The following is a 24,936-nucleotide window of genomic DNA, read 5'->3' as shown; positions in this document are numbered from 1 at the left end:
CGTCTCAACCGGTTGCAGCAAGCGAGATGTCTTGTCTCAGGGAGTGGCCGCGCGATGCGGCAACCACCGCATCGACGTCCAGGATGAGGGCCACGCGGCCGTCGCCGAGAATGGTCGCCGCGGCGATGCCCGGAACGTGCGTGTAGTTCGCCTCGAGGCTCTTGATGACGACCTGGCGCTGGCCCTGGATCGCATCGACCATGAGGGCGCGCTGGCCGCCGCCTTCCGATTCGACGAGGAGTGCCACGCCGTCCATCGGGTTGGCCTGGATGTTGCGGAAATTGAGGATCCGGCCGACATCCACCAGCGGGCAGAACGAGTTGCGGATCGAGATAAGCCGCTGCGAGGCGCCGAAGGAATGGATGGCGGAGGCTTCCGGCTGCAAGGTCTCGACAATGGCCGTCAGCGGCACGACGAGCGTCTGGCCGGCAACCGTGACCACCATGCCGTCGAGAACGGCAAGCGTCAGCGGCAGACTCATGGTGAAGACGGAGCCCTGGCCCGGCTTCGACGAGATCGAGATGCGGCCGCCGAGTGCCTGGATCGAGCGCTTGACCACGTCCATGCCGACACCGCGGCCGGAAAGGTCGGAAACCTTGTCGGCGGTGGAGAAACCGGCGTGGAAGATCAGGTTGTCGATTTCTTCGTCCGACAGATTGGCATCGGCCGCGATCAGGTCGTTGTCGATCGCCTTCTGGCGCACCTTCTCACGGTTGATGCCGGCGCCGTCGTCAGCAAGCTCGATGACAATGCGGCCGGAACGATGTTTTGCCGTCAGGCGAACCGTGCCTTCCGGGTTCTTGCCGAGGGCTTCGCGCTTCTCCGGCATTTCGAGGCCGTGGTCGACCGCGTTGCGGATCATGTGCGTCAGCGGTTCGGCGAGCTTGTCGATGACGGTCTTGTCGACTTCGGTGTTCTCGCCTTCCGTGATAAGGCGCACCGACTTGCCGGTGATGTCGGCGATTTCGCGGACGGTACGGGCCATGCGCTGGAAGACCGGCTTTACCGGCTGCGCGCGGATCGCCATCACCGAGTCCTGGATCTCGCGGGTGAGCTGCTGCAGCTCCTCGAGGCCCATATTGATGGAGGACGTACCGTTGCTGTCGTTCTCGACGACGCTCTGCGAAAGCATCGCCTGGTTGATGACGAGCTCGCCGACAAGGTTGATCAGGCGGTCGACGCGATCGAGATCGACGCGGATCGTCTGGCCGGCGGCAGCAGCCTGGTTTGCCTGCGCTGCACTCGCTGCCGATGCGGCGGCAGCGGCCTTGGCATTGTCGGCGGCGCGGCTTGTGACCTGCGCAACCTTGCTTGCGGTTTCTGCGGCGGCAACGGCGGCAGCGGCATCGCTTTCGATGATTGCCGGTTCATCCTCGGCAGCGACAGAACCGCCATCATCGAGGATCGACAGGTCGAACGGTACGGGCTGCATCGGCAGCTCTTCGTCATCTGCCGCTTCGCTGACGACGTCTTCCTCGATGGTGCGGATGTCGAGGTCGCAATCCCATTCGGCAAATTCGAAGACGGAGCGCACGCCATCCTCGCCCTTTTCGGTCGTGACCGAAATCTTCCAGGAGAAGTAAGCTTCCTCCGGGTTCATCTTATCGAGCGTCGGCAAGGCATCCATGTCGCAATAGACGCTCATGTCGCCGAGGCGGGAAACGTCGCGCAGCAGGAGGACGGCCTCGTTGCCCTTGGCGTAGAGATCCTTCTTCGGCTTGAAGAGGACCTGACAGGTCGGAACGTAGTGCGCAGCCGGTTCGTCGTCGAAATCGCCGAAGGAGAACGGGATCGGCTGGAACCCTTCGTCGTTGACCGCGGGCTTTTCCACGACCGGCGCCGGTGCGGCCGCCTTGGGAGCAGCGGCTGCAGGTTTTGGCGCGGGCGCTTCGGCAGCAGCCGCCGGTGTTTCGCCGTTCGCCAAGGCTTCGAGTTCGCGGATGAGTGTGCGGCTACGGGCCTCGTCGACGCTTCCGCCGTCGCGGGCGGCATTGGTCAGGTCCGCCAGAACGTCGGCGGACTTCAGCATGACCTTCAGGACATCCTGGGTCGGCTCCAGCTTGTTGGATCGAACGCAATCCAGTGTCGTCTCAAACACATGGGCGAAGGAAACGAGGTCATCCAGGCCGAATGCACCGGCACCGCCCTTGATCGAATGCACGGCACGGAAAACGGCGTTGACCGTTTCCGGGTCGCGATCCCCGTCGTTCAGCTTCAAGAGACCGGATTCCAATTCCGCGAGCTGCTCCTCGCATTCCTGGAAGAAGATCTCTTTGATTTCGTTCATATCCATCGGGAGAATCCTGGACTAGTGAATTAGGCGGTTACGCGCTCGATTGCGTCGATCAGCTTGGTCGGATCGAAAGGCTTGACGATCCAGCCCGTGGCGCCGGCCTGGCGTGCACGGTTCTTCTTCTCGGCATCGCTTTCGGTGGTCAGGACCAGGATCGGGATTGCCCGGTACTTCTCGTTGCGGCGCACGCCTTCGATAAAGCCGAAGCCGTCGAGGCGCGGCATGTTGATGTCGGTGACGATGACATCCGGGTTGGCGTTTTCGAGAACTTCCAGACCCTCGATGCCGTCTTCGGCCTGGATGGTCTCGAAGCCTGCATTGTTGAGGGTAACCAGAAGCATGTTCCGGATTGTCCGTGAATCATCCACGGTGAGGACTTTTTTCTTCATTGCCGAATCTCCTGTGCCAGCAAGTGATCAATGTTCACGCCGATAAGTTGCATTGTCTTCATGAAAGGATCGGAAACCTTGCCGAAGGTGAAGGGCTGCCTGTCCTCTTCCCAACTCTTGGCACCGGCCATCAGCACCTGGGCACAGAGCGCACCGACCCGCTCGACCGCCGAAGCATCGATGACGAGCGGATTGCCCTTCAGGCCCATGAGCTGGGTATGCAGCGCCGTCGCCTCGTTGAGATCGAGAACGGGGGCAAGGCTTAAACTTTTCTGAACGGCTTTCTTGCTCGCCATTACCGGGTTCCTTGTCTGCGTCTGTCCAAAATCATCGTCGCCCTGTTCGGCACTGCGGGCGGATGGCTTTCTTCCGAAAGCCGGCTGCGTGCCGTCGAGAACCAATGCCGGGGTTGCCTGTTCGTCATCTCAGCCTCCAAAGCCGACGGCGCGTGCCGAGAGGAAATCGAGGGGAGACGCCTGCGCTTCGTTGCGATCCGGCGCCACATACTGGTCCACCGATGCGGGGCGGCCCGGGCGTCGAAGATCGCGGCCTGGGGAAACATGGAACTCCCGGATCGTCCGGCCGAGTTCGAGAATGACAGCATGCAGGTCGCCGCCTGCCTCGCCGACGCGGCCTGCATCCGAAGCGTCCGCTTCGAGCGCACGGCTGGCACGGCCGATATCGGCCGTGACGCTGCCAAGTCCATCTACATCGACGGCGCTTACGCGCACGATGCCGGTGATCGCGTCGTTGATGCCCTCGACCTGGCGCACGATGTTGCCGATCGCATCCTGGGTGCGGTGGACGTGCTCGACGCCGGTTTCGACCTGCGACTTCGTGCTGGTAACGAGCTGCTTGATCTCGCGGGCCGCATCCGCTGAACGCTGGGCAAGGGCCCGCACTTCCTGCGCGACGACGGCAAAGCCGCGGCCACTATCGCCGGCCCGTGCGGCCTCGATGCCGGCATTCAATGCCAGTAGGTTGGTCTGGAAGGCGATCTCGTCGATCACGCCGATGATCTGGCCGATCTTTTCCGCCGAAGCCTCGATGTCGGCCATGGCGGACATGGCCTCGCCGACGATGTTGCCGCTGTGGGCAACGGACTGTTGTGTGGAGGCTGCGGCCGACTGCGCCTTGCGGGTTTCACCGAGCGTCTGGCGGACCCGTTCGACAATGCTGCCGAGCGCGTTTGCCGTGTCGATTAGTGTCGCCGACTGCTCGGCGGAGCGGGCCGAGAGCGCACCCGCACCCGAGGCGAGCGTGCCGACGAGACGGTCGCTTTCTGTCGCCCGGTCGGCTGCCGACGTGAGACGGGACTGGATTTCGTCGAGCGCACCGTTCAGCGTCTCGGCGAGGTCACGCCAGGCATCCGGCATCTCTCCGGCAACGCGGGCGGAGAAATCGAGTTGCGACAGGCTGCGGATCGTATCCCCGAACACGCGGTCAAGTTCGGCGCGGTCCTCCCGGCGCTGTTCGCCAAGCGCCCGCTGGTGGGCGTGGCGCAGTTCGTTGAAACGCAGCGAGACGCCGATTTCCGCATCGACAAAGGCCGTGCGCAGGAAGGCGGAGACGAGGTCGGTCAGTTCCTTGCGGCGCGCCTTGCCGGCGCCGGGGAAAATCGATTTCGGCCAGTAGTCCTCGATCAGGCCGGAGACGACCGTTTCGACGACGACAGAATGGCCGGCAATGCGCCAGCGCGGGTCGAGACCCATCTGGCTTTCGCTGTCGGAGAGGACTTTGACGCGCTCGGCGTAAAGCGCATCGAACCGCGCATCGGTCAGCACGCTCCAGTGGGAGCTCTGGAGGTCGTGCAGGCGGTCGATCTGGCGCTCGCTCTGGAAGAGGCGTGCGGCATCGGGAAAGGTCTGGAAACGCTGGAAGAGATCGCGAAGCGCCGTTTCGACGTGCCGTTCGAGCGTCTGGCGGTGGCGGCGGAGCGTATCACCTTGGCTGCTGTCGACGCCGGCAAAACGCAAACGGTCGCGCAGGCTGGTCGCCTGTCCCGTTCGGGCCTGTTCTGCTGGCATTTCCTGCACCAAATCGCTCCCAAACCAACAATGCCAAGCCGCCCGAAAAGGGTGGCTCATTGAATTCTCGCATGGAGGAGAGGTTGGCTGACCGGCCGTGCTCAAGGGGCGGTAGCGTACCGGCAAGCCGGCGCACGCGATGCCACCCGTCGATCCATGATCAAATTCGGTGAAACTCGAATACCGGTTCAAATCCGGTACGGCGGGTCGGCATCATGCCTGGGTGAGAAACGGCGAATTTCCCATTCCGACGCGTAGTTCAATGTTTATGGTTAATTCCTTGCCTGAAGGTTAATAGTTCATGGCTTGCTTCCGGGTTCGCTAAAATTAACATTGCCCAATGCTGCGTCAGCCTCAGACAAGGTCGCGCGCGTAGGGTCAGGGCCTAGGCTGACAATGATGTCAGGAGGAAAGAGCAATGATTGTTCTGGCATTGGGCGCGACTGTGATTGCTTCCGCAACACTCGCCGCCATCTATCTTCTTCTCGATATCGATGCGGCGCGCGCGCCGGCCAAGGCCCGCGTTTTCTGAGCATAGCCGCTGAAGGCTATTATCCCTGCCCGGCAAGCGCGCGCCAGCGCGCCGCATAGTCCGTCGCGTTTTTCGGCAATGTGTCCGTAATCGCAACAAGTGCGGGGTCCGGCGCCCTGCCCGCTGCAAGGCAGGCAGCACCAATGCTCGTGCCGGTCGCGCTGCCGCCAGCCAGCACCGGGCGGTCCATCGCGACCTTCAGCATCATCAGGAATGCCCTGTTGGCGGCAAATGGGCCTTCGACGATCACCGGTCCGTCCGCACCGATGAGATCGAGGCAAGTCGCGGTCATGAGGGCAAGGTGGAAGGCTATGACAGCCTGCGCCTCATCCTCGCTCAACTCTTCGCGCGGCACGGTCCATGTCGCCTTGCGTCCGGGGAACGGCCCGGATTCCTCCGGCAGCGACGGCAGCAGCATGGCGCTACGCTCCAACACCTCAGCGATGGCCGCAGGCGGCAGCTCGCCGGACTTGCCGCCGAGCAGAGAGAAGGCTCGCCCACCCATGAAGCGCGACGACGGCACCGGATCACCGAGCGCATTGACGTTGATCAGCGTGTCTCTCGCTTCGTCCAGCATGACCGACCGCGCGCCGATCGCCATGACCACGACCCAGGTGCCGGTGGAGACGACCGCATAGGGTTCCTTTCGCGTCAGCACATAGGGCAGCAACGAGGCGTTGGAATCGTGGATGCCGCAATGGACCGGCACATCCGGTCGAAGACCTGTCCCCGCAGCGACCTCGGGGCGGATCGGGCCGAGCACGTCACCTGCCTTGCGCACCGGTGGCATCAGCCGGGTCCAGCCCTGGCTTGCAACGAGGCTGGAAAACCTTCCGTTGCGCGGCTCCCAGAGGTCGGCATGGCAACCGAGTGACGTTACCTCGCTGGCCGCGATGCCGGTGAGGCGGAAAGACCAGTATTGCGCATACATCAGGATGTGGCGGGCCTTCGCGAAGGCCTCGGGAAAACGCTTCGACTGCCAGTAGATCTGAAGGCCGGCATTGAGTCCCATGGGCATGATCGGGGTGCCGCTCTCCTCGAAGCGCGGGCGGACCGCGCGATACGTGTCGGCATGCTCCTGCGGGCCTTCGTGCTCGTAGTCGAGCACCGGCAGGACAAGGTGACCATCCTCACCAACCAGCGCGGCGGTAGCGCCATGGGTGGTGACGGAGATTGCGTCGATCGAGTGCTCGCGGTTGAGGGCGCCAAGGCTCTCCACGATGAAGGTCCAGAGCTTTTCCGTGTCGAAATGCGGATAGGGTGCCGCGTTCACCACGCCGTTCGGCATGGTGAACGCGGCGATTTCCTGAAAGCTTTCACCATCGACGAGTACGACCTTGGCATTCGTCTTGCCGATATCGACGACGGCGATGGTTTTTGGCGGGGCCATCGCTTCAATCCATATGGAAGACGGTAACGAGCGGCACGGCGACCGGCTCGTTGTCCGGCTTCGTCTCCATGATATCAGCCATATGCGCCCACCAGCGTTTCATCACGGGATGGTTCGGCAGGTCCGCCATGGTGTGATCGTCGCGCCGCCAGAGCACGCCGAAGAGCAGGTTCGTCTCTTCGTCGAGATGTATGGAATAGTCCGAAACGCCGGCCTCCTTCAACAGGGCGGAAAGCTCCGGCCAGATCGCATCGTGCCGTGCCTTGTATTCGGCCGAGCAGCCGGGATTGAGCCGCATGCGAAACGCGTATTTCTCCATGGCTCAATGGCTCCTGCGGCCGCGGAAGCGCCGATAGAGGATCGGCAGCGCGATGACGGAGATCAAGAGCAGGCCGATGAAGATCGACATGACGATGCCCGGCACATTCAAGAGGCCGAAGCCGAAGGTCACCATGCCCATGATGAGCGCTGCAAGAACGACGCCCGGAATGGTGCCCGAGCCGCCGAGGATGTTGACGCCGCCGAGCACGACCATCGTCACCACTTCCAGCTCCCAGCCCATGGCGATGGAGGGGCGCGTCGAGCCGAGGCGCGCGGTCAGGCAGATCGAGGCGATCGCTGCCATCAGGCCGGTCAAAAGAAAGAGTACGAACTTGACGCGCCCGACCCGCACACCGGAAAACAGCGCTGCCGTCTGGTTGTTGCCGATCGCATAGACCGTCCGGCCAAAACTCGTCCTGTGCAGCACGACGCCGTAGATGACCGCGAGTGCCACGAAGAGGCAGAGTTCGAAGGAGAAGACCCACCAGACATAGCCCTGGCCGAACCAGGAGAAGCTTTCAGGATAGCCGGTAAACGCCTTGTCGCCGAGGATGACGAAGGAGAGGCCGCGGAACAGGCTCATCGTGCCGATGGTGACGACGATGGACGGCAGGCCGAGACCGGTGACGAGCAGGCCATTGAAGGCGCCGCAGAGCAGGCCGGTGGCAAGGCCGACCATGACTAGCGCCGGCGTATCGAAGCCGAGTTGCACGGCGTAGCCCATCGCGGTGGAGGTCAGCGCGATAATGGACGCGACGGAGAGGTCGATCTCGCCGGAAATGATGACGAGCGCCATGGCGAAGGCGATCATTGCCTTTTCGGTGAAGTTGAAGGTCGCGTCCGACAGGTTCCAGGGATCGAGGAAATAGGGCGAGGCGAAGGAATTGACGAGGAAGATCGCCAGCGCCACGGCGACCAGCAGTGTCTCCCAGCTTTTCACCAGCCGCGCGCCGCGGCCTTCCAGCCGATCGGGGATGTGGCGCGCAACCATCTGGGTCTCAGCCATGGATAGCCTCCGCTTTCCTGAGAATGACCCGGCCCTTGCGCTTTTCGGCGCGCGCATTCACGGCGACGGCGATGATAATGACCATGCCGGAGATTGCCATCTGGGCGAAGGGCGAGATGTTGATGACGGGCAGCGCGTTCTTGATGACGCCGAGGAACAGCGCGCCGAGCAGCGCGCCGCCGACCGAGCCGATGCCGCCGGCAATCGAGATACCACCGATGACGCAGGCCGCAATGATATCGAGTTCGAAGCCGGCTGCGATATCGACATAGGCAACCGCATAACGCGAGACCCAGAGATAACCGGCGAGGCCGGCCAGCGTGCCGGAGAGGCAATAGGCGAAGAAACGCGTGCGGCCGACGTCGATGCCGGTATAGACCGCCGCATGCGGATTGCCGCCGACCGCAAAGAAGGCGCGGCCGAGCGGTGTACGGCGCATCACCACGACCATAATGCCGATGATGACGAGCGACAGCCAGGAGAGCAGCGGGAAGCCGAGCACGGCTGCGCGCGGTAGCGCCTTGAACGCATCGCTCATCTGGTGTGCATTGATCCAGGCGCCACCGGACAGAAGGAAGATCAAGCCGCGATAGATGGTGAGCGTGCCGAGCGTCACGACGATCGGCGGAATGTCGAGCTTCCAGACGAGCAGGCCGTTGATCGAGCCAAGCACGGCGCCGAGCGCCATGGCGGTCAGGATGACGAGCGGGATCGGCAGGCCCGGTATCGCCGCATTGATCATCGCCGCGGCCATGCCCGACAGCGCGAGGTTCGCGGCCATGGAGAGGTCGATACAGCGCGTCAGAATGACCGCCATCTGGCCGAGCGCCAGGATGATCAGGATCGACGTGTCATTATAGACATTGGCAAGATTGCCCGGCGTGACGAAAGGCGGGAAGCGGAGGGCGATCAACGCCACAAGGGCGACGATCGCCACGACCAGCAGCATTTCGCGGTTATTCAGCAAAAGTTTCATGCGGCCTCCTGAATGCCGGCGGCGGCGCGCACGAGTTTTTCTGCGGTGAGGTCCGCGCGTTCGAAGCGGCCGGCGATGCGGCCCTCGCGCATGACGATGACGCGGTCGGCCATGCCCATGATTTCCGGGATTTCGGAGGAGACCATGATGACGCTGAGTCCCGAGGCCGCCAGTTCGCTCATGAAGGCGTGCACGGCGGCCTTGGATCCGATGTCGATACCCTTGGTCGGCTCGTCGAGGATGATGACTTTTGGGCGCGTCGCCAGCCACTTGGCGATCACCACCTTTTGCTGGTTGCCGCCCGAGAGTGTACCGACATCCTGATCGAGCGAGGCGGCGCGCAGATCGAGGCGGGCGGTGTATTCCCGTGCCAAGGCGAACTCCTCCGCCATGCGAAGGAAACCGGCGCGCGAGGTGCGCGTGAGCGAGGGCAGCGTGACGTTCTGGAAGATCGGCAGGCCGATGATCGCGCCCTGCCGGCCGCGCTCCTCCGGCACGTAGACGATGCCGACTTCGATCGCTTCCGCCGGCGAGCGGATGACCTTGATCTCACCATCCAGCCTGATCGCTCCGGCAGAGGGTTTGGTAATGCCGATCAGCGACTGCATGAACTCCGAGCGGCCGGCGCCAACGAGGCCGTAGAAGCCGAGGATTTCGCCACGGCGCAGTTCGAAATTGATGTCTTCGAATTCCGTCGGATGGCGATAGCCGGAGACGGTGAGCACCGGTTCGCCTATCGCAACATCCTGTTTGGGGAAAACTTGGCCGACATCGCGGCCGACCATCAGGCGGACGAGATCGTCCTGCGTCGTCTCGCCAATCAGCCCCTCGCCCACCATGCGCCCGTCGCGAAAAACGGTGTAGCGGTCGGCGATCCGAAAAATCTCGTCGAACTTGTGGCTGATGAAGAGGATCGCCTTGCCATCCGCCTTCAGCCGGTCGACCAGTTCGTAGAGCTCGTGGATTTCCTTATGTGACAGGGCAGCCGTCGGCTCGTCCATGATGACGACGCGGGCATCAATGGACAGCGCGCGAGCGATGGCAACGAGGTGCTTGTTGGCGATGCCGAGGTCGCGCAGGCGGATCGACGGGTCGAGATCAGCGCCGACGCGGGACAGCAGCGCACGCGCATTCGCGTTCATCTTTTTCCAGTCGATCAGACCGAGGCGGGTGCGAGGGGCGTGCCCCAAAAAAATGTTTTCGGCGACCGACAGCTCGTCGAACAGCACGGTCTCCTGATGGATGGCGGTGACACCGGCCTTGGCGGCGGACGTGGCGGTCGGAAAACGCGTCTCTACGCCATCGACGCGGATTTCCCCCTCATCCGGCTGATAGATGCCGGTGAGGATCTTGACGAGCGTCGACTTGCCGGCACCGTTCTCGCCGACGAGCGCGGTCACAGAACCTGGATAGAGCGCGAGCGAGACCTCGGCGAGCGCGCGCACGCCGGGAAAGGATTTCGAGATCCCCTCAAGTGCGATGGCGGGCTTCATCCGCGATGTGGTCGTGTCCTGCAGCAAGTCTCGGTCCACCAGCAAAATTTCGGAGCGATTGTCTTATTTCGTGCCGTCGTCGCGGTTCCTCTTCTCCCCAGCGGGGAGAAATGCCAAGCGAATGCGAGGCGATGAGGGGTAGCCACGGGCGCAACGCCGCGGCCAAGCCCCCTCATCCGGCCTTCGGCCACCTTCTCCCCGAAGGGAGAAGGGGTAAAGCCAGATCAGAAGATCTTGGCGAACTCTTCGACGTTCTTGGCATCGTAGATGAACGGGTCGGCCATGGCGCCTTCGTTCTTGTCGTCGAGCTTGACGGTGCCCATGCGGCCCATCTTCAGTTCCGCGCCGGGCTTGGCTTCCGCACCGCCGATCAGGTCATAGGCGATCATCGTGGCCGAGTAACCGAGGTCGATCGGGTTCCAGATCGCGAAGGATTTTGATGCGCCCGACTTCACATGGCCGGCCATTTCGGACGGCAGGCCGAGGCCTGTGACGTTGATCTGGCCAACCTTGCCGGCGTCGGTGACGGCCTGGGCTGCGGCGACGATGCCGACGGAGGTCGGCGCGATGATCGCCTTCAGGTTCGGATGCGACTGGATGAGGCCCTGCGTCTCACGGTAGGACTTGTCGGCAAGATCGTCGCCATAGACGGTCGCGACCACGTTGATGCCCTTGTAGTTCGGCAGCACCTTGGTCATTTCCTCGATCCAGACGTTCTGGTTGGTCGAGGTGGCTGTTGCGGAGAGCACGGCGACATCGCCGCCATCAGGCAGATTGTCGGCAGCAAGCTTGATGATCATGTTGCCGATCAAGGGGTTCGACGACGGGTTGAGGTGCATCGAACGGCCTTCGGGGGCGACGCCCGAATCCCAGGAGATGACCTTGATGCCGCGGTCCATGGCCTTCTTGAGGGCCGGTACAAGGGCATTTGTGTCGTTGGCCGAAACCGCGATAGCATCGACCTTCTGGGCGATCAGCGAATTGATCACCTCGATCTGACCCTCGGCGGTCGTCGTCGTCGGGCCGGTATAGATGACTTCGACGTCGCCGAGTTCCTTAGCGGCTTCCTGCGCGCCCTTGTTGGCGGCTTCGAAGAAGCCGATGCCGAGCGCCTTGACGACGAGAGCGATCTTCTTGGTTTCCGCCTGTGCGGTTGCCATCATCGCGACCGAGACGGCCGCGGTCACAAGCAATGTCTTCAGAATTTTCACGACGTTTCCTCCCAGTGAAAATCAACCCTCCGGCGTCATGCCGAGGAGGGTGCAGTCTGCGTTCTGGCGTCGGTCTGAACGTTTGCAACGATCAGGTTGACGCCGGCCTCCTCCAGCATCGCGGCATCCCTGTCCTCGATGCCCGAATCCGTGATGACGGTTGCGATGCGCTTCAGCCCGCAGAGAATGAGGCTGGAGCGCTTCTTGAATTTTGTGGAATCGATCAGCACGACGAGTTCGTCCGCCTGATCGATCAGCTTCTGTTCTGCCTGGATGAGCAGCGGATCAGCCTCCATCAGGCCGAGCGGCCCGAGGCCCTGTGCGCCCATGAACATGCGGCGCGCATAGAAATTGCGCGTCACGTCGTTGTCGAACGGGCTGAGCACGATGTTCTGCTCGCGGTAGATCGTGCCGCCGGAGAGCATGATCGTGTTCTTCGAATGTTTCAGCAGGTGTTCGGCGATGTTGAACGAGTTGGTGAAGACCTGCATGCGGCGGTTGGTCAGGAAATGCACCATCTGGAATGTCGTCGTGCCGCCATTGATGATGATCGGGTCACCATCCTCGCAGAGCCCGACCGCCTCCTTGGCGATCGCCTGCTTCTGGCGGGTGTTCAGCGTCTCGTTCACCGTGAAGGGCCGGCCGGCAAGGCCGACGAACTGTGGCGGATGCAGCGCCTCGGCGCCGCCGCGCACCCGGCGCAGCTTCTTCTGCACGTGAAGCGCTGCGATGTCGCGGCGGATCGTCGCCTCGGAACTGTCGGTCAGGTCTACCAGCTCGGGCACGGTGATGACCGGCTTTTCCTGAACCGCGGACAGAATGATCCGATGTCTTTCCTTCTCGTGCATGGCTCCTCCAGTGCTTGCAATGCTTCCATCACGATCGCGCAATGTCAATCACAATCAATCATATTTTTTCATTGTGCAGCGCAGTATGATTGTTTTTGATCGTTTATGATTGACATCGGCGAAACTCTCATGTGATCTGAAAGCATGCGTTCAAGCGCGGCGATAGCCTTGCGAATGAGAACCATCGCCTTGCGCATGAGAAACACCGGGAGGAAATGCCGATGCTGGAGAAGAACCAGGGCGCACGCCTTGCTAACCTGTGGGATGACGCGAAGGCGTCGACGATGAGCGAATCGGAGCGCCTGCTCTATCGCTCGAACCTGCTCGGCTCCGACAAGCGCATCACCAATTACGGCGGCGGCAACACCTCGGCGAAGGCCATCGAGACGGACCCGCTCGGGGCGGGCGCGGCGGAGGTTCTCTGGGTCAAGGGCTCGGGCGGCGATGTCGGCACGATCAAGATGGACGGGTTTGCCACCCTCTACATGGAGAAGCTGAATGCGCTGAAGGGCCTCTATCGCGGCCTGGAGCATGAGGATGAGATGGTGGGCTACCTCCCCCACTGCACCTTCAACCTCAACCCGCGCGCCGCCTCGATCGACACGCCGCTGCATGCCTATGTGCCGAAGAAGCATGTCGACCATATGCACCCCGATGCAATCATCGCCATTGCCGCCGCGAAGAATAGCCGCGAGCTGACGCAGCGGATTTTCGGCGAGGATATCGGCTGGCTGCCCTGGAAGCGACCGGGCTTTGAACTCGGCCTGTGGCTCGAAAAGTTCTGCCTGGAAAACCCCAAAGCCCGCGGCCTCGTGCTGGAGAGCCATGGACTCTTCACCTGGGGCGATACGGCGAAGGAATGCTACGAAACGACCGTTGAGATCATCAACAAGGCAATCGGCTGGTTCGAGGACAACAACAATGCACCAGCCTTCGGCGGCGCGGTAAAGCCGGTTCTGCCTGCCTCCGAGCGCCGCGCGGTCGCCGAAAAGCTGATGCCCGTCATTCGCGGCATGATCAGCCTCGATGAAAAGAAGGTCGGCCATTTCGACGACGGTGAAGCCGTGCTCGACTTCGTGACATCGAAGAACCTGGCGCCGCTCGCAGCCCTGGGCACCAGCTGCCCGGACCACTTTTTGCGCACGAAAATCCGCCCGTTGGTCGTGGATTTCGACCCTGCCAACCCGGATATCGACAAGACGCTCGCAGGCCTTGCGGATGCGGTGGCCGCCTACCGCGCCGATTACGCCGCCTATTATGAACGCTGCAAGCGGGACAACAGTCCCGGCATGCGCGATCCCAATGCCGTCGTCTATCTGGTACCGGGCGTCGGCATGATCACCTTTGCCAAGGACAAGGCGACGGCGCGGATTTCCGGCGAGTTCTATGTCAACGCCATCAATGTCATGCGCGACGCTTCCGGCGTCTCGGACTATGTCGGCCTGCCGGAGCAGGAAGCCTTCGACATCGAATACTGGCTGCTGGAGGAGGCGAAACTCCAGCGCATGCCGAAGCCGAAGAGCCTTGCCGGCCGCATCGCGCTCGTCACCGGCGGTGCCGGCGGTATCGGCAAGGCCACCGCCAACCGCCTGATGGCGGAGGGTGCCTGCGTGGTGCTGGCGGATATCGACGAGGCGGCGCTTGCAGCGGCTCAAAGCGAGCTGGCAAGCCGCTATGGCAAGGATGTCGTGCGCTCGGTCGCCATGAACGTCACCGACGAGGCGCTGGTGGCAAAGAGCTTTGCCGATACGCTTGTCGAGTTCGGCGGTCTCGACATCCTCGTCTCCAATGCCGGCCTCGCTTCCTCCGCCGTCATCGAGGAGACGACGCTGGAGCTGTGGAACAAGAATATCGGCATTCTCGCGACCGGCTATTTCCTCGTGGCGCGCGAAGCCTTCCGCATCTTCCGCCGGCAGAAGGCGGGCGGCAACGTGGTCTTCGTCGCCTCCAAGAATGGCCTTGCCGCCTCCCCCGGCGCATCCGCCTATTGCACGGCCAAGGCCGCCGAAATTCATCTTGCCCGCTGCCTTGCGCTTGAAGGCGCATCCGAGCAGATCCGCGTCAACGTGGTGAACCCGGATGCGGTGCTGCGCGGCTCGAAAATCTGGACCGGCGAGTGGAAGGAACAGCGCGCCGCGACCTACAAAACCGACGATCTTGAAGCGCACTACCGCGAGCGTTCCATGCTGAAGCTCTCGGTCTTCCCGGAGGATATCGCCGAGGCTATCTACTTCCTTGCCTCCGACATGTCGGCCAAATCGACCGGCAACATCGTCAATGTCGACGCGGGCAATGCCCAGTCCTTCACGCGCTGAGGAATTTTGTCATGACGATGATTTCCAAGGACGTGATTGGGCGCGAGAACGACAGGCGTCTCGCCGACCTGAAGAGCGACTATGAGCATCTCGGCGCGCAGCTTGCCCGTCGCGGCGTCGATATCGATGCGGTGAAGAACAAGGTCGCGGCCTATGCGGTCGCCGTACCTTCATGGGGTGTCGGCACCGGTGGTACACGCTTTGCCCGCTTTCCCGGCGAGGGCGAACCGCGCAACATTTTCGACAAGTTGGAGGACTGCGCGGTCATCCAGGAACTGACGCGCGCGACACCGGCCGTTTCCCTGCATATCCCGTGGGACAAGGTCACGGACCTCAAGGAGCTGAAGGAACGGGGCAATGCGCTGGGCCTCGGCTTCGACGCGATGAACTCCAACACCTTCTCTGACGCGCCGCAGCAGGAGCATTCCTATAAATATGGCTCGCTGTCGCACGCCAATGCCGCAACGCGCCAGCAGGCCGTCGAGCACAATCTGGAATGCATCGCCATCGGCAATGCGCTGGGTTCCAAGGCGCTGACGGTGTGGATCGGCGACGGCACGAACTTTCCGGGCCAGGCCAACTTCACCAAGAGCTTCGAGCGCTATCTCGATGCGATGAAGGCCATTTATAAGGAATTGCCGGAAGACTGGCGGCTTTTCACCGAACACAAGATGTACGAGCCTGCCTTCTATTCGACGGTCGTGCAGGACTGGGGCAGCAATTACCTGATCGCCCAGGAGCTCGGCCCCAAGGCCTATTGCCTCGTCGATCTCGGTCATCATGCGCCGAACGTCAATATCGAGATGATCGTCGCCCGGCTCATCCAGTTCAAGAAGCTCGGCGGCTTCCATTTCAACGATTCGAAATATGGCGACGACGACCTCGATACGGGTTCGATCGATCCCTACCGGCTCTTCCTCGTCTTCAACGAGCTGGTCGATGCCGAAGTGCGAAAAGCCGAGGGCTTTTCACCGGCACACATGCTCGACCAGAGCCACAACGTCACCGACCCGATCGAAAGCCTGATGCGCAGCGCCATGGAAGTGTGCCGCGCCTATGCGCAGGGGCTGATCGTCGACCGCGCAGCCCTTGTCGGCTACCAGGACGGCAACGATGCTCTGATGGCCTCCGAAACGCTGAAGGCCGGCTTCCGCACGGATGTCGAGCCGATCCTTGCCATGGCGCGGCTGGGCGCGGGCGGCGCGATCGATCCGGTCGCGACCTATCGGTCGGCAGGTTACCGGGCGAAGGTGACAAGCGAGCGGCCGGCGGTTGCGAGTGGCGGCGGCGGCATCGTCTGAGCGGCTGAAGAGAAGTTTTCAGCGCCCCTTGCTTTCCTGAGAACGGCTGCCAGATTCAGCAGAGACAGATGGAACTGTCAAAGGGAGCATAGTATGGGCATTGAAAGCATTCTCGTTTTCCTCATCGTCGGCGCCATTGCCGGCTGGCTTGCGGGCCTGATCGTCTCGGGCTTCGGCTTCGGCCTCGTCGGCAACATCGTCGTCGGCATCGTCGGCGCCTTCATCGCCGGTTTCCTGTTTCCAAGGCTCGGCTTCTCGATCGGCGGCGGCATCCTTGCCGCCATCATTCACGCAACGATCGGCGCAGTGATCCTGCTCGTGCTCATCAAGGTCATCAAACGCGCCTGACCACCATCAAGAATCGAAAAGGCCGTGGCGGTTTCCCGCCACGGCCTTTTCTTTCAGTTGACGCTGACCGGTTTCGATCGCATGCGCGACACCGTCTCGCGCTCAGCGCGCTTGCAGCGCATCGGCGGCAGGCCGCGGTCCATCAGCGCCATGTCTTCCAGCACCATATCGCCCATCTTCTTGAAGGCGCTGTCGAGCGCGCCGGCGCGATGCGCCGAACGAACGAAGCCTTTGAGCGTGCGCACCGGATGCTCGAGCGGCAGCGGTTCCTGCGGATAGACGTCGCTTGCCGCAACGATATGGCCGGTTTCGACAGCCGCCATCAGTGCCGGGAAATCGACGACATCCGCCCGGCTGAGCAGGATGAAGGCAGCGCCCTTGCGCATCGAGGCGAAAGCCTCTGCGCCAAGAAAGCCCTTGTTCTCGCTCGTCACTGACGCAACGACGAAGACGAAATCGCTCATCGCCAGCACTTCGGAGAGCGACGCCGGTTCGACGCCCGCCTCGCGCAGCATGGACGGCGGCAGCCAGGGATCGAAGACACGGATTTTTGCATGGAAGCCGGAGAGCAGGCGGTTCAGCGCGCGGCCGAGATCACCGAAGCCGACGATGCCGATCTCGGAACCGGACAACAGGCGGGCGGATTGATTACCCTCTCCGCCCCACAGCTCCTGTCCTTCGCGGAAGGCGACATCCGCGTCGATCACGCCGCGCGCCAGGTTCAGCGCCATGGCAAGGCCGAGTTCGGCAACCGGCTCGGCAAAGACCTGCCCCGTCGTCACGACATGGATGCCGCGCACGAACAGGATCTCATAGGGCATGTTGTTGAGGAGGTTGCTTTCGACATTGAGGATCGAGCGCAGCTTCGGCATGCGCGCCAGCGTTTCTGCCGAAAGCGGCGGCTGGCCGAGAATGTAGCGCGCCTCCGCCAGGACATCGTCGCCGAGCCCTGCAACGTTTTCCGCATCAGCCTCGACGATCCGGTAGGTCCTGCGCAGCTCGGCCTCCGCCGCCGGCGTGAAGATCAGGTCCAGCGTGCGCGGCTCGGGCGCGCTGATCACCAGCGGCAAGGTATCGTCGGTCATGGCTCCTCCGGATGACAGTCTCGATGGGATGGGCGAAGCGAAGGGGCGGCCTGTGTCTTACCAGTCGAGACCGCGCAAACTCCGCTCGCGTGACAGTGGCTGGCCTCTACCGGTGATCGTCACGCCGCCACGTACGCAATCATAGACGGTGTGTCCCCATATCTGCCTGGAACTGTTTTCCGGCGGAGGAACATAGCGCGGCTCGCATGTCACACGATCTTCGGCCTCATGCTCTTCCGTCGTGACAACGCCCGGCAGGTCGTGAAAAACCTGCGCCTGGGCGGTCGGGACGATCGTCAGCATGGCAAGGGCGGCAAGGGTCAATCGTATCGTCATCATCTCTTCCGGCCGGCGGCCGATCCTTCGCAATCCACAAAGAGGTACCGCAGGGCAAAAACTTGCGCTATAGGCCTGCGGATATTCGTGCTGCTTAGATGGGGTTTTTCATGGCAAGTGCAATCCGGTATCACGAAGGTGACATCTCGGCGGCCGATGCGGCCCGCTATACCGGTGCGATCGCCATCGACACCGAGACGCTCGGCCTAATCCCGCGCCGCGACCGGCTGTGCGTGGTGCAGCTTTCGCCGGGCAACGGCACGGCGGATGTCATCCGCATCGCTGCCGGCCAGAAGGAAGCGCCGAACCTCGTCGCCATGCTGGAAGACCCGAGCCGCCAGAAGATTTTTCACTACGGCCGCTTCGATATCGCCGTGCTGTTCCATACCTTCGGCGTCACCACCACGCCGGTCTTCTGCACCAAGATCGCGTCGCGCCTGACGCGTACCTACACCGACCGGCACGGCCTGAAGGACAATCTCAAGGAAATGCTCGAAGTCGACATTTCCAAACATCAGCAGTCCTCCGACTGGGCGGCCGAAACGCTGTCGCCGGCGCAGCTCGATTATGCCGCGTCCGACGTGCTCCACCTCCACGCGCTGCGCGACAAGCTCAATGCCCGCCTCGTGCGTGACGGCCGGCTTGCCCATGCGGATGCCTGCTTCGCCTTCCTGCCGACCCGCGCCAAGCTCGATCTGCTCGGCTGGGACGAGACCGACATTTTCGCGCATAGCTGAGCCAGTCCGTGGAAAACGGACAGCAGCATCAGACCGGGCCGGCGCTGGAACCGCTGCGGCGGCTGATCCGCGGCCGGCTTGCGGCCCTTCCTCCCGGGCTTGCCGAGTTCATCCTGTTTGGGCTGAAACAGGCCTGGGCCTGCCTGTTCGGCGCCCTCATGCTCGGGTTGATCATCCTGACGAAGCTCATCTGGCAGCCTGACTGGCCGATCCATCGCTACGACGCCCTCTTTCTGATGGCGCTCGCTATTCAGGTCACCTTCCTCAAGCTGAAGATGGAGAGCCTGGAGGAGGCGAAGGTCATCCTGATTTATCATCTCGTCGGCACGGCCATGGAGATCTTCAAGGTCCATATGGGCTCCTGGGTCTATCCGGAGGACGCTATCTTCCGCATTGGCGGCGTGCCGCTGTTTTCCGGCTTCATGTATGCTTCGGTCGGCAGCTACATGGCGCGCGCCATCCGCATCTTCGACATGCGCTTCACGCACTATCCGCCCTTCTGGATGACGGCGCTGCTGGCGATCGCGATCTATGCCAATTTCTACCTGCACCACTTCATCATCGATATCCGCCTGGTGCTGTTCGCGGCGACGGTGCTGCTGTTCTGGCGGGTGCGCATCTATTATACGGTGGAGGCGAAGCCGCGCTGGATGCCGCTCGTCGTCGCGGCATTCCTCACCAGCATCTTCCTCTGGATCGCCGAAAACATCGGTACGGCGACGGGTGTGTGGCTCTATCCGGGGCAAAAGACCTGGCACATGGTGCCCTTCACCAAGCTCGGATCGTGGTATCTCCTGCTCTATGTCAGCTTCGTGCTGGTGACGGTCGTCTGCCGGCCGCAGCCGCCGGATACCCCCGAAATCCGACGGGCACAGGATTAACGCCTGGTTAATAGACCCGTCCTATCCTCCGATGAGACCGGAGGTTGCCATGTTGACACCCCTGCAGAGCGCGCAATCCACTGCCGCCGTCTCGGCGATGCAGTCGATCGTCGAGACGCTGGAGGAACGCCAGCGCAAGGAAGCGGAGAAGGCGAGCGGGCGCAAGCCCGACGAAATTCGAGAGCAGGCACATCTGCGCTCGGACGACACGGCACGCCAGGCGAACGCCCGTATCAACGAACATTTCTTCGGCAGCAATGCCGGAGCCGAAGACACGCTTGCCAAGCTGGTATCCCGCTTCAGCGATGCACTCGGCCTCACCCAGCAGGATGGTGAATCCAGCCGGCAATTCGCCCAGCGCCTTGCCGACCAGTTGACGCTCATCGACGGCATCGCACTTCCCGCCAAGGGAAGCACGCTCAACGTCACCCTCGGCTCGCTCGGCACGACACTAACTGCCGTCAAGCAGGCGATGAGCGGCCCCTCCGACGATGCGACGGCAAACCTCGTCGCACGCCTCGCGCTGACCGCCGACGTGACGCAGGGCGAAGACGAGACGGACGCCGACTTCGAACAGCGCCTCTCCGGCATGCTGACGCGCCAGCGCGGCGAGTTGCCTGCCGATATCGCGACATTGGAGAAGAAGACCGGCCTCTCCGAGCTCGGCCTCGCAGCGAGCGACCTCGTTGCCGCGATCCGCAATCCCTACGGCACCGAAGCCGAGCGGGTGAAGGAAGCGCTGGCCGAGAAGGCGCATGATGAAAAGGCGCTGACACCCGAGATGCAGAAGGTGCTCGCCCGTCTGGAAGACGCGGCGAACCCGAAATCGATCGAGGAACTGAAGCTCGACCGCACCCGGCGGGACCCGACCCGCGTCGAGGATGCGGAGACGCGCAAAGAGCGCGAAGACACGATCCGCAAGCTGGAAGCCGGCAAGAAGCTCGAGGACGTACAGGAGCTTCAGGACGCTGTCGGCGAAGCCCACGAAGACGCGAGCGCCGGCAAGACGAAAGACAAGAAAGCCGCCGATCCGTCCGCCGCTGCGCTCGATACCATTCAGTTGCTCGCGGCAGGCGCGGAAGCCACCGAGATTACCGACAAAGCGCCTGCGAAAACCGACAACACCCTGTTCAAGAACAAGGAAGCCGCGGCCGAAACCACCGGCGAGGCGATCCGCAACCTTGATGCCGCAAGCACCCGCGAACTGGAAGAACGGGAAGAGGCGAAGAAAGAGGTCTTTGCACTGCGGGTCGACGACAACGGCATCTACGATCTGATCACGCGCCAGCTCGTCGCCTGACGCCTACGCCTTCCGCCGCACGATGCCGAGCCTTGCAATCACCTCGGGCGGAATGCCGTAGCGGCGGACCGCGTCCTTCTGGCTGCGCAGGCCGCACATTTCCCGCTGGATGAAGAAGGCCCAGACCTTGTCGGCCGCGTCGTTCAGCAGGTCTTCGCGTTCGGTTTCGCCGCATCCTGCGGCAAGGCGCTCACTGAGCAGCGCCAGAGCCTTCTCGACCTTCAGCCCGTGCCGGCCGAGCGCATCGGCCCGCTCGGACATCAACTCGTATTCGAGGATATTGAGCCCCGTATCCTTGGTGAAAGAGGGGGCAAGGGCCTGTGGCGGGCGAACCGTCATCTCTCGTCTCCAGTCAACGAGCGAAAGATGGCGCGGCGCACGCGCGGTTGCAAGAGGTCAGACGGCGCGGGCACGGATCTCGTCGAAGGTCCAGTCGCGCAGCAGCTGGCCGTCGCGCCAGACCGGCTGAAGCAGGTTCTCGCGGCCCACCAGCTGGTCGCTGCGGGCGGCTTCCAGGCCACCGGCGCCTGCCACTACGGCCTGCCGACCACCCTTCGAGGCCTTGAGGTTCATGGTCGCCGGGCGCTTGAACACGTCATGCCAGGCCCCTTGCGTGTCCTGCCGCGCATTGGCCTTCATGGCGAAGGAATAGGTGTCGCGGTTGACCTTCTGCAAAAGCCCCGCGCCCATGCCGAAGGCGATGTTCTCCGCCGAGAAGCCGAAAGCCTCCAGCCGACCGAGGATGAGACCGATATCGGCCGGCGAAATGCCGTCGCCCTGAATGACGCGCACGCTGTTGTCCAGCACCTTGTAGCCCTTGGCATTGAGGTGCGTGCCGAAGGCGTAGGCGAGCTGGCGCACGACCTGCACCGGCGTTTCCACCGGGTCGCCGCTATCCGGCCGGACGACGAGCGTGCCGCCGGCAGACTGCACCCGGTCCTTCAACTGCTTGCCCCAGATTTCCGTGACGGCATTGTTGATGTCGTAGCTGTCCGACACGACGGCATAGAGGCCCTTGGCGCCGAACTTGTCGATCATGTTGCCATAGGCATCGGCCTCATGCTCCTGGCCCCAAGAGGTCATGGTCGAGTGTTCCGATGCCGGGATCGAAAAACCGGCCATGTCCGCACCGTAGTAGCGGCGTGCAAAGAGCACCGCGCTCACCGTATCCGTGCCCATGAAATTGACGAGATGGGCCACGCCACCGATGCCCGCCTGCTCGAAGCTCGTGGTTCCACGCGCGCCAAAATCGTGCAGGCGGAAAGGCAAGACGGCGGCAGGGTCGTCGCAGGTCTTGTCGAGGATCGGTTGGATGATCTGCTTCACCTTGCGCGAGTTCGAGGCGACCGTGCTCGGATACCAGATGGCGCGCAGAAGCGAGGTCTCGATATAGGAGGTCAGCCAGTAGCAGTCGGGATCTGTGTTGACGACCTGCGCAACCGGTACGCCACGGCGCACCAATGTGCCCTCCGGCAGCGCCTCGATGGAGAGCGGCAGGAAGCCACCATGTTTGTTGACGATATGCGTCCAGCCCGCGCGGTTGAACGGCAGGCCGTGCGCCGTCACGATCGCTTCGGCCTCGTCCACATCCGCTTCCGTCACCGGTTTCGAGAGATATTCCTTGAGGAACATCTGGAGGCCGAAGAACAAGACTTCTGCCTGCTCGGAATGGCCGCGTGCCTCGACATAGGAGGAGATGGCGCGGGTTTCCGGCGGGTATTGCAGGTAGTGGCTGAACTTGTAGCTGTCGGTGTTGAGGATGAAATTGGTGAGGTTCATCGAGAGATCTCCGCCGCATCCGCGGCCCGCATGTATCGGCGGTTAACAGTGTGGGGAAGATTTACGCGAGGTGAGCATAAGGGGCAAGCCCCTGTAAAAGAGGTGAAATCTTGCTGTCGTTGCTGCACATGCGAAGGTTTTTCGCCCGTATTAGGATTTCGTTAACCATAAAATGCCAATTGTAAGGGTCAGTAGATGTTCGGAGTCCAGGGTTCCTCCCGTCCGGTACAGTTAAGCGGTTCAGTGCTTGCCGGATTGCCCGCCGCCTCCGCGTAAAATGCCCGGTTCGTCCGGGCCGAATGCTCACCCTTCGCAGCGTCGCGCATGATGCGCCATCCGACGGACGATGGAACATTGGCAGGCCTTGGCGATGCGGGAACGCATCGGCGATGGAGAACAGGAGGCAGGCATGCTGCCGCGCGTGGCAACAACGACCGGGACTTCGCAGCCCTCCCCCGCCCTTCCGGCGGGTGGCTCGGTCGATGCGACCGCCAGGCCGCAGCTCTCCGCCGCCGCACTCGCCAATCTTCGGGCGGACGTGCTGCTCCGGCTCATCGAAACCATGCTCAAGCATCTGCCGTCAGGCGCCGAGGCGAGCCCCAGTCGTGACCTGCTCGAGACGTTACTTGTCGCGCTGAAGACCCTGCCGGGCCGCGAGGGCGAGAATGGCCGCAAGCTTGCCGATATTCTCGCCAAGCTTCCGCCGGAACTTCGCCCGAGCGTGGAAAAGCTGATCAGCACCGTGCTCTCCTCCATGCCCGCGCGTAGTCTGATCGAAATCATTCGCAACCCGAACGGGCCGGAGGCGAAGAAACTCGCCACCTTGATTGCGACCAGCCTTTCGCTTCCTGACGGTGGCGACTTTCATGGCGGAGGTGCGGAACATCCGCAGAAACCGCTCGGCCTGACGCTCCAGCAGCTCGCCATTCTCGACCGCCAGGGCAGCAACCCGCTCTCCGCCATTCCGGCGCGTGTGCTTGCCGAGGCCCTGCGCAATCCAAGCGGGCCGGAAGCTCAAAAGCTTGCCAGTCTTATCGCAACGGGCCTTCCGATCGCCGACGAAGGTGGGGCAGAGCACCAGCAGAAGCCGATTGGCCTTGCCAACCAGCAGCTTGGCATCATCGGCCGCCAGGGCAATCTGCTCTCTGCCATTCCGGCGCGCGTGCTCGCTGAGATCCTGCGCAATCCGAGCGGGCCGGAAGCGCAAAAACTGGCCGCTCTCCTTGCGAACGTCGATCTCGACCAGGGCGACAACAGTTTTCATGCTGCCGGTGCGGAGCGCAAGCCACTCGGCCTGACCGCCCAGCAACTTATCGCCATCGGCCGCCAAGGCACGCAGCAGGCGGGCCAATCCGGCGATGCGCGTGCGCTGCAAGCGGCGCTGAAAAGCATCTTCGATGCCGACGGCAGCAGCAAGCCACGCGCCGTGGTGGCACGCGCGGCGGAGGCCGTTGCCGGCCGGCTGGATCCCGCCTTGGTAAACCGCTTGCCCGCCGAAACAAATGCGGCAGCCCGGACAGAGCTGCATTCGCCGCTGCCCATCGCCAAACACGGCGACCAGCAGCCCGTGGAAGCCGTAGCAGGGGTCGTCCGCCACGGTGAACATGCGGAAGAACCTGAAACCGCGACACCGGCAGCAAAGCGGGAGGAACTGCCCGCAAAGGCACAGACCGCCAACGCGACGGGACAGGCGCTGGCCCGCAGCGTGCTGCAAGCCGTGGCACGTGATGTACCGCCCGCCCTGCTGATGCAGGCGGTGGCTCATCTGGTCGAAAATCTCTCGCCCGAGGAAGCAAGCTTTCTTCGGGCACTGCTGGAGCGACCGCTCGATGCGATGGTTGAGCCGGAACTCGAACTCGCCGAGACCGGCCACCCGGAGGAGAGCGTACAGCAGGCCATCGAGACCGAAACGGCGGCCGAAGGCAACAAGGCAAAGCCTGAGACCGCCCTCTCCTCGCCACGGCAGGTTACAGAGCAGGACGAGGCGCTGCCGATGCCGGCTCGCTCAGCCGCCCAATCGGCAACGGTGGTCGACGTGACGCCGGACAGGTTGCTCCCGGCAGCGATGCCGCGTGACGGAATACCGCTTGCCTTCGTTCCCTACCTGCCTGCCGAGGAAGACCTCGAATGGTCGGAGAACAGGAATACAGAAGAAGACGAAGCTGCCGGTGAAGACGCGGCAGACAGTGAAGCCGGAGGCGACGACGCAGCACAGCAGGACGCGGAAGCGGACGCCTCCGAGGGCGAGCCTGAAAGCGCCGACATGGCCCGCAAGCGCGAGAAGACGGCGGAGATGGTCGGCGTGATCGAGCCCGGCCTCGTCTTCTACCAGAAGCTTGGCGACTACTGGGCCTGAGCGCCCCCAAAA

Annotated in this window: 22 protein-coding genes; 7 read left to right on the top strand and 15 right to left on the bottom strand. The window is 62.8% G+C overall.

Translation table 11 applies throughout. The features are described 5' to 3' along the window. Positions 1–4 precede the first annotated feature (4 nt). The 11 genes from AC1RT2_RS23470 to AC1RT2_RS23420 all read right to left on the bottom strand — a co-directional run bounded on the left by AC1RT2_RS23470 (position 5) and on the right by AC1RT2_RS23420 (position 12,486). On the bottom strand, positions 5–2,293 hold the full coding sequence (locus AC1RT2_RS23470; RefSeq protein ID WP_493105805.1) for a chemotaxis protein CheA: 2,289 nt from the start codon (positions 2,291–2,293) through the stop codon (positions 5–7). 23 nt (positions 2,294–2,316) lie between these two features. Then, complete coding sequence (cheY1, locus tag AC1RT2_RS23465) at positions 2,317–2,682, bottom strand: chemotaxis response regulator CheY1 (protein ID WP_069059983.1); 366 nt, start codon at positions 2,680–2,682, stop codon at positions 2,317–2,319. Beyond that, positions 2,679–2,978 (bottom strand): STAS domain-containing protein, encoded by a 300-nt coding sequence (locus AC1RT2_RS23460; RefSeq protein ID WP_069059984.1) that lies wholly within the window; start codon positions 2,976–2,978, stop codon positions 2,679–2,681. The genes cheY1 and AC1RT2_RS23460 overlap by 4 nt, the downstream gene beginning before the upstream one ends. Positions 2,979–3,107: 129 nt before the next feature. After that, entirely contained in the window at positions 3,108–4,709 is a 1,602-nt protein-coding gene (locus tag AC1RT2_RS23455; protein WP_493105802.1) for a globin-coupled sensor protein, read from the bottom strand. A gap of 551 nt (positions 4,710–5,260) precedes the next feature. Then, the gene (locus tag AC1RT2_RS23450; RefSeq protein WP_493105800.1) at positions 5,261–6,631 is read right to left on the bottom strand and encodes an FGGY-family carbohydrate kinase; all 1,371 of its coding nucleotides are present in this window, start codon (positions 6,629–6,631) and stop codon (positions 5,261–5,263) included. A 4-nt stretch (positions 6,632–6,635) separates the two neighbouring features. Beyond that, positions 6,636–6,950 (bottom strand): L-rhamnose mutarotase, encoded by a 315-nt coding sequence (gene rhaM, locus AC1RT2_RS23445; protein ID WP_493105798.1) that lies wholly within the window; start codon positions 6,948–6,950, stop codon positions 6,636–6,638. Between the two features lie 3 nt (positions 6,951–6,953). Beyond that, positions 6,954–7,958, bottom strand: a complete 1,005-nt coding sequence (locus AC1RT2_RS23440) for an ABC transporter permease (protein ID WP_493105796.1) — start codon at positions 7,956–7,958, stop codon at positions 6,954–6,956. Further along, positions 7,951–8,934: an ABC transporter permease gene (locus AC1RT2_RS23435; protein ID WP_493105794.1), complete on the bottom strand. Its 984-nt coding sequence runs from the start codon at positions 8,932–8,934 to the stop codon at positions 7,951–7,953. The genes AC1RT2_RS23440 and AC1RT2_RS23435 overlap by 8 nt, the downstream gene beginning before the upstream one ends. Further along, positions 8,931–10,427 carry a sugar ABC transporter ATP-binding protein gene (locus AC1RT2_RS23430; protein WP_493105893.1) on the bottom strand — a complete coding sequence of 499 codons (1,497 nt, stop codon included), beginning with the start codon at positions 10,425–10,427 and terminating at the stop codon, positions 8,931–8,933. Before AC1RT2_RS23430 ends, AC1RT2_RS23435 begins: the two co-directional genes overlap by 4 nt. A gap of 224 nt (positions 10,428–10,651) precedes the next feature. Further along, positions 10,652–11,638: a rhamnose ABC transporter substrate-binding protein gene (gene rhaS / locus AC1RT2_RS23425; RefSeq protein WP_069059991.1), complete on the bottom strand. Its 987-nt coding sequence runs from the start codon at positions 11,636–11,638 to the stop codon at positions 10,652–10,654. Between the two features lie 35 nt (positions 11,639–11,673). After that, positions 11,674–12,486, bottom strand: coding sequence for a DeoR/GlpR family DNA-binding transcription regulator (locus AC1RT2_RS23420; RefSeq protein ID WP_069059992.1), 813 nt, complete (start codon positions 12,484–12,486; stop codon positions 11,674–11,676). Between the two features lie 221 nt (positions 12,487–12,707). On the opposite strand from AC1RT2_RS23420, the gene AC1RT2_RS23415 reads away from it, so the two are divergent. From AC1RT2_RS23415 to AC1RT2_RS23405, 3 genes are all read left to right on the top strand, one after another. Continuing rightward, positions 12,708–14,801 carry a bifunctional rhamnulose-1-phosphate aldolase/short-chain dehydrogenase gene (locus tag AC1RT2_RS23415; RefSeq protein ID WP_493105791.1) on the top strand — a complete coding sequence of 698 codons (2,094 nt, stop codon included), beginning with the start codon at positions 12,708–12,710 and terminating at the stop codon, positions 14,799–14,801. A gap of 11 nt (positions 14,802–14,812) precedes the next feature. Beyond that, a complete protein-coding gene (gene rhaI, locus AC1RT2_RS23410) occupies positions 14,813–16,102 on the top strand; it encodes an L-rhamnose catabolism isomerase (protein ID WP_493105790.1) in 1,290 nt (429 codons plus the stop codon). 93 nt (positions 16,103–16,195) lie between these two features. Further along, complete coding sequence (locus AC1RT2_RS23405) at positions 16,196–16,450, top strand: GlsB/YeaQ/YmgE family stress response membrane protein (protein ID WP_069059994.1); 255 nt, start codon at positions 16,196–16,198, stop codon at positions 16,448–16,450. A 53-nt stretch (positions 16,451–16,503) separates the two neighbouring features. Here the strand turns inward: AC1RT2_RS23405 and AC1RT2_RS23400 are convergent, their stop codons facing one another. Together AC1RT2_RS23400 and AC1RT2_RS23395 are read right to left on the bottom strand one after the other, a co-directional pair. Beyond that, a complete protein-coding gene (locus AC1RT2_RS23400) occupies positions 16,504–17,535 on the bottom strand; it encodes a hydroxyacid dehydrogenase (protein ID WP_493105789.1) in 1,032 nt (343 codons plus the stop codon). Positions 17,536–17,592: 57 nt separating this feature from the next. Continuing rightward, positions 17,593–17,871 carry a hypothetical protein gene (locus tag AC1RT2_RS23395; protein ID WP_069059996.1) on the bottom strand — a complete coding sequence of 93 codons (279 nt, stop codon included), beginning with the start codon at positions 17,869–17,871 and terminating at the stop codon, positions 17,593–17,595. A 110-nt stretch (positions 17,872–17,981) separates the two neighbouring features. Between AC1RT2_RS23395 and AC1RT2_RS23390 the strand changes: the two genes are divergently transcribed. The 3 genes from AC1RT2_RS23390 to AC1RT2_RS23380 are packed head-to-tail and all read left to right on the top strand — an operon-like array spanning position 17,982 to position 20,789. Continuing rightward, positions 17,982–18,608: a ribonuclease D gene (locus AC1RT2_RS23390; protein WP_069061521.1), complete on the top strand. Its 627-nt coding sequence runs from the start codon at positions 17,982–17,984 to the stop codon at positions 18,606–18,608. An 8-nt stretch (positions 18,609–18,616) separates the two neighbouring features. Then, the gene (locus AC1RT2_RS23385; RefSeq protein WP_493105788.1) at positions 18,617–19,489 is read left to right on the top strand and encodes a DUF817 domain-containing protein; all 873 of its coding nucleotides are present in this window, start codon (positions 18,617–18,619) and stop codon (positions 19,487–19,489) included. A 49-nt stretch (positions 19,490–19,538) separates the two neighbouring features. Beyond that, the gene (locus AC1RT2_RS23380) at positions 19,539–20,789 is read left to right on the top strand and encodes a hypothetical protein (RefSeq protein ID WP_493105786.1); all 1,251 of its coding nucleotides are present in this window, start codon (positions 19,539–19,541) and stop codon (positions 20,787–20,789) included. A 3-nt stretch (positions 20,790–20,792) separates the two neighbouring features. On the opposite strand, the gene AC1RT2_RS23375 is transcribed toward AC1RT2_RS23380, so the two are convergent. Then, on the bottom strand, positions 20,793–21,128 hold the full coding sequence (locus tag AC1RT2_RS23375; protein WP_493105784.1) for a DUF6665 family protein: 336 nt from the start codon (positions 21,126–21,128) through the stop codon (positions 20,793–20,795). Between the two features lie 57 nt (positions 21,129–21,185). Continuing rightward, complete coding sequence (locus AC1RT2_RS23370; RefSeq protein WP_493105782.1) at positions 21,186–22,568, bottom strand: nicotinate phosphoribosyltransferase; 1,383 nt, start codon at positions 22,566–22,568, stop codon at positions 21,186–21,188. Between the two features lie 409 nt (positions 22,569–22,977). Between AC1RT2_RS23370 and AC1RT2_RS23365 the strand changes: the two genes are divergently transcribed. Further along, a complete protein-coding gene (locus AC1RT2_RS23365; RefSeq protein ID WP_493105780.1) occupies positions 22,978–24,924 on the top strand; it encodes a hypothetical protein in 1,947 nt (648 codons plus the stop codon). Positions 24,925–24,936 lie beyond the last annotated feature (12 nt).

Source organism: Shinella sp. GW821-FHT11G07, assembly GCF_058808115.1.
The sequence above is the reverse complement of the archived record's forward strand: the minus strand, read 5'-3'. Positions and strand labels throughout refer to the sequence as shown.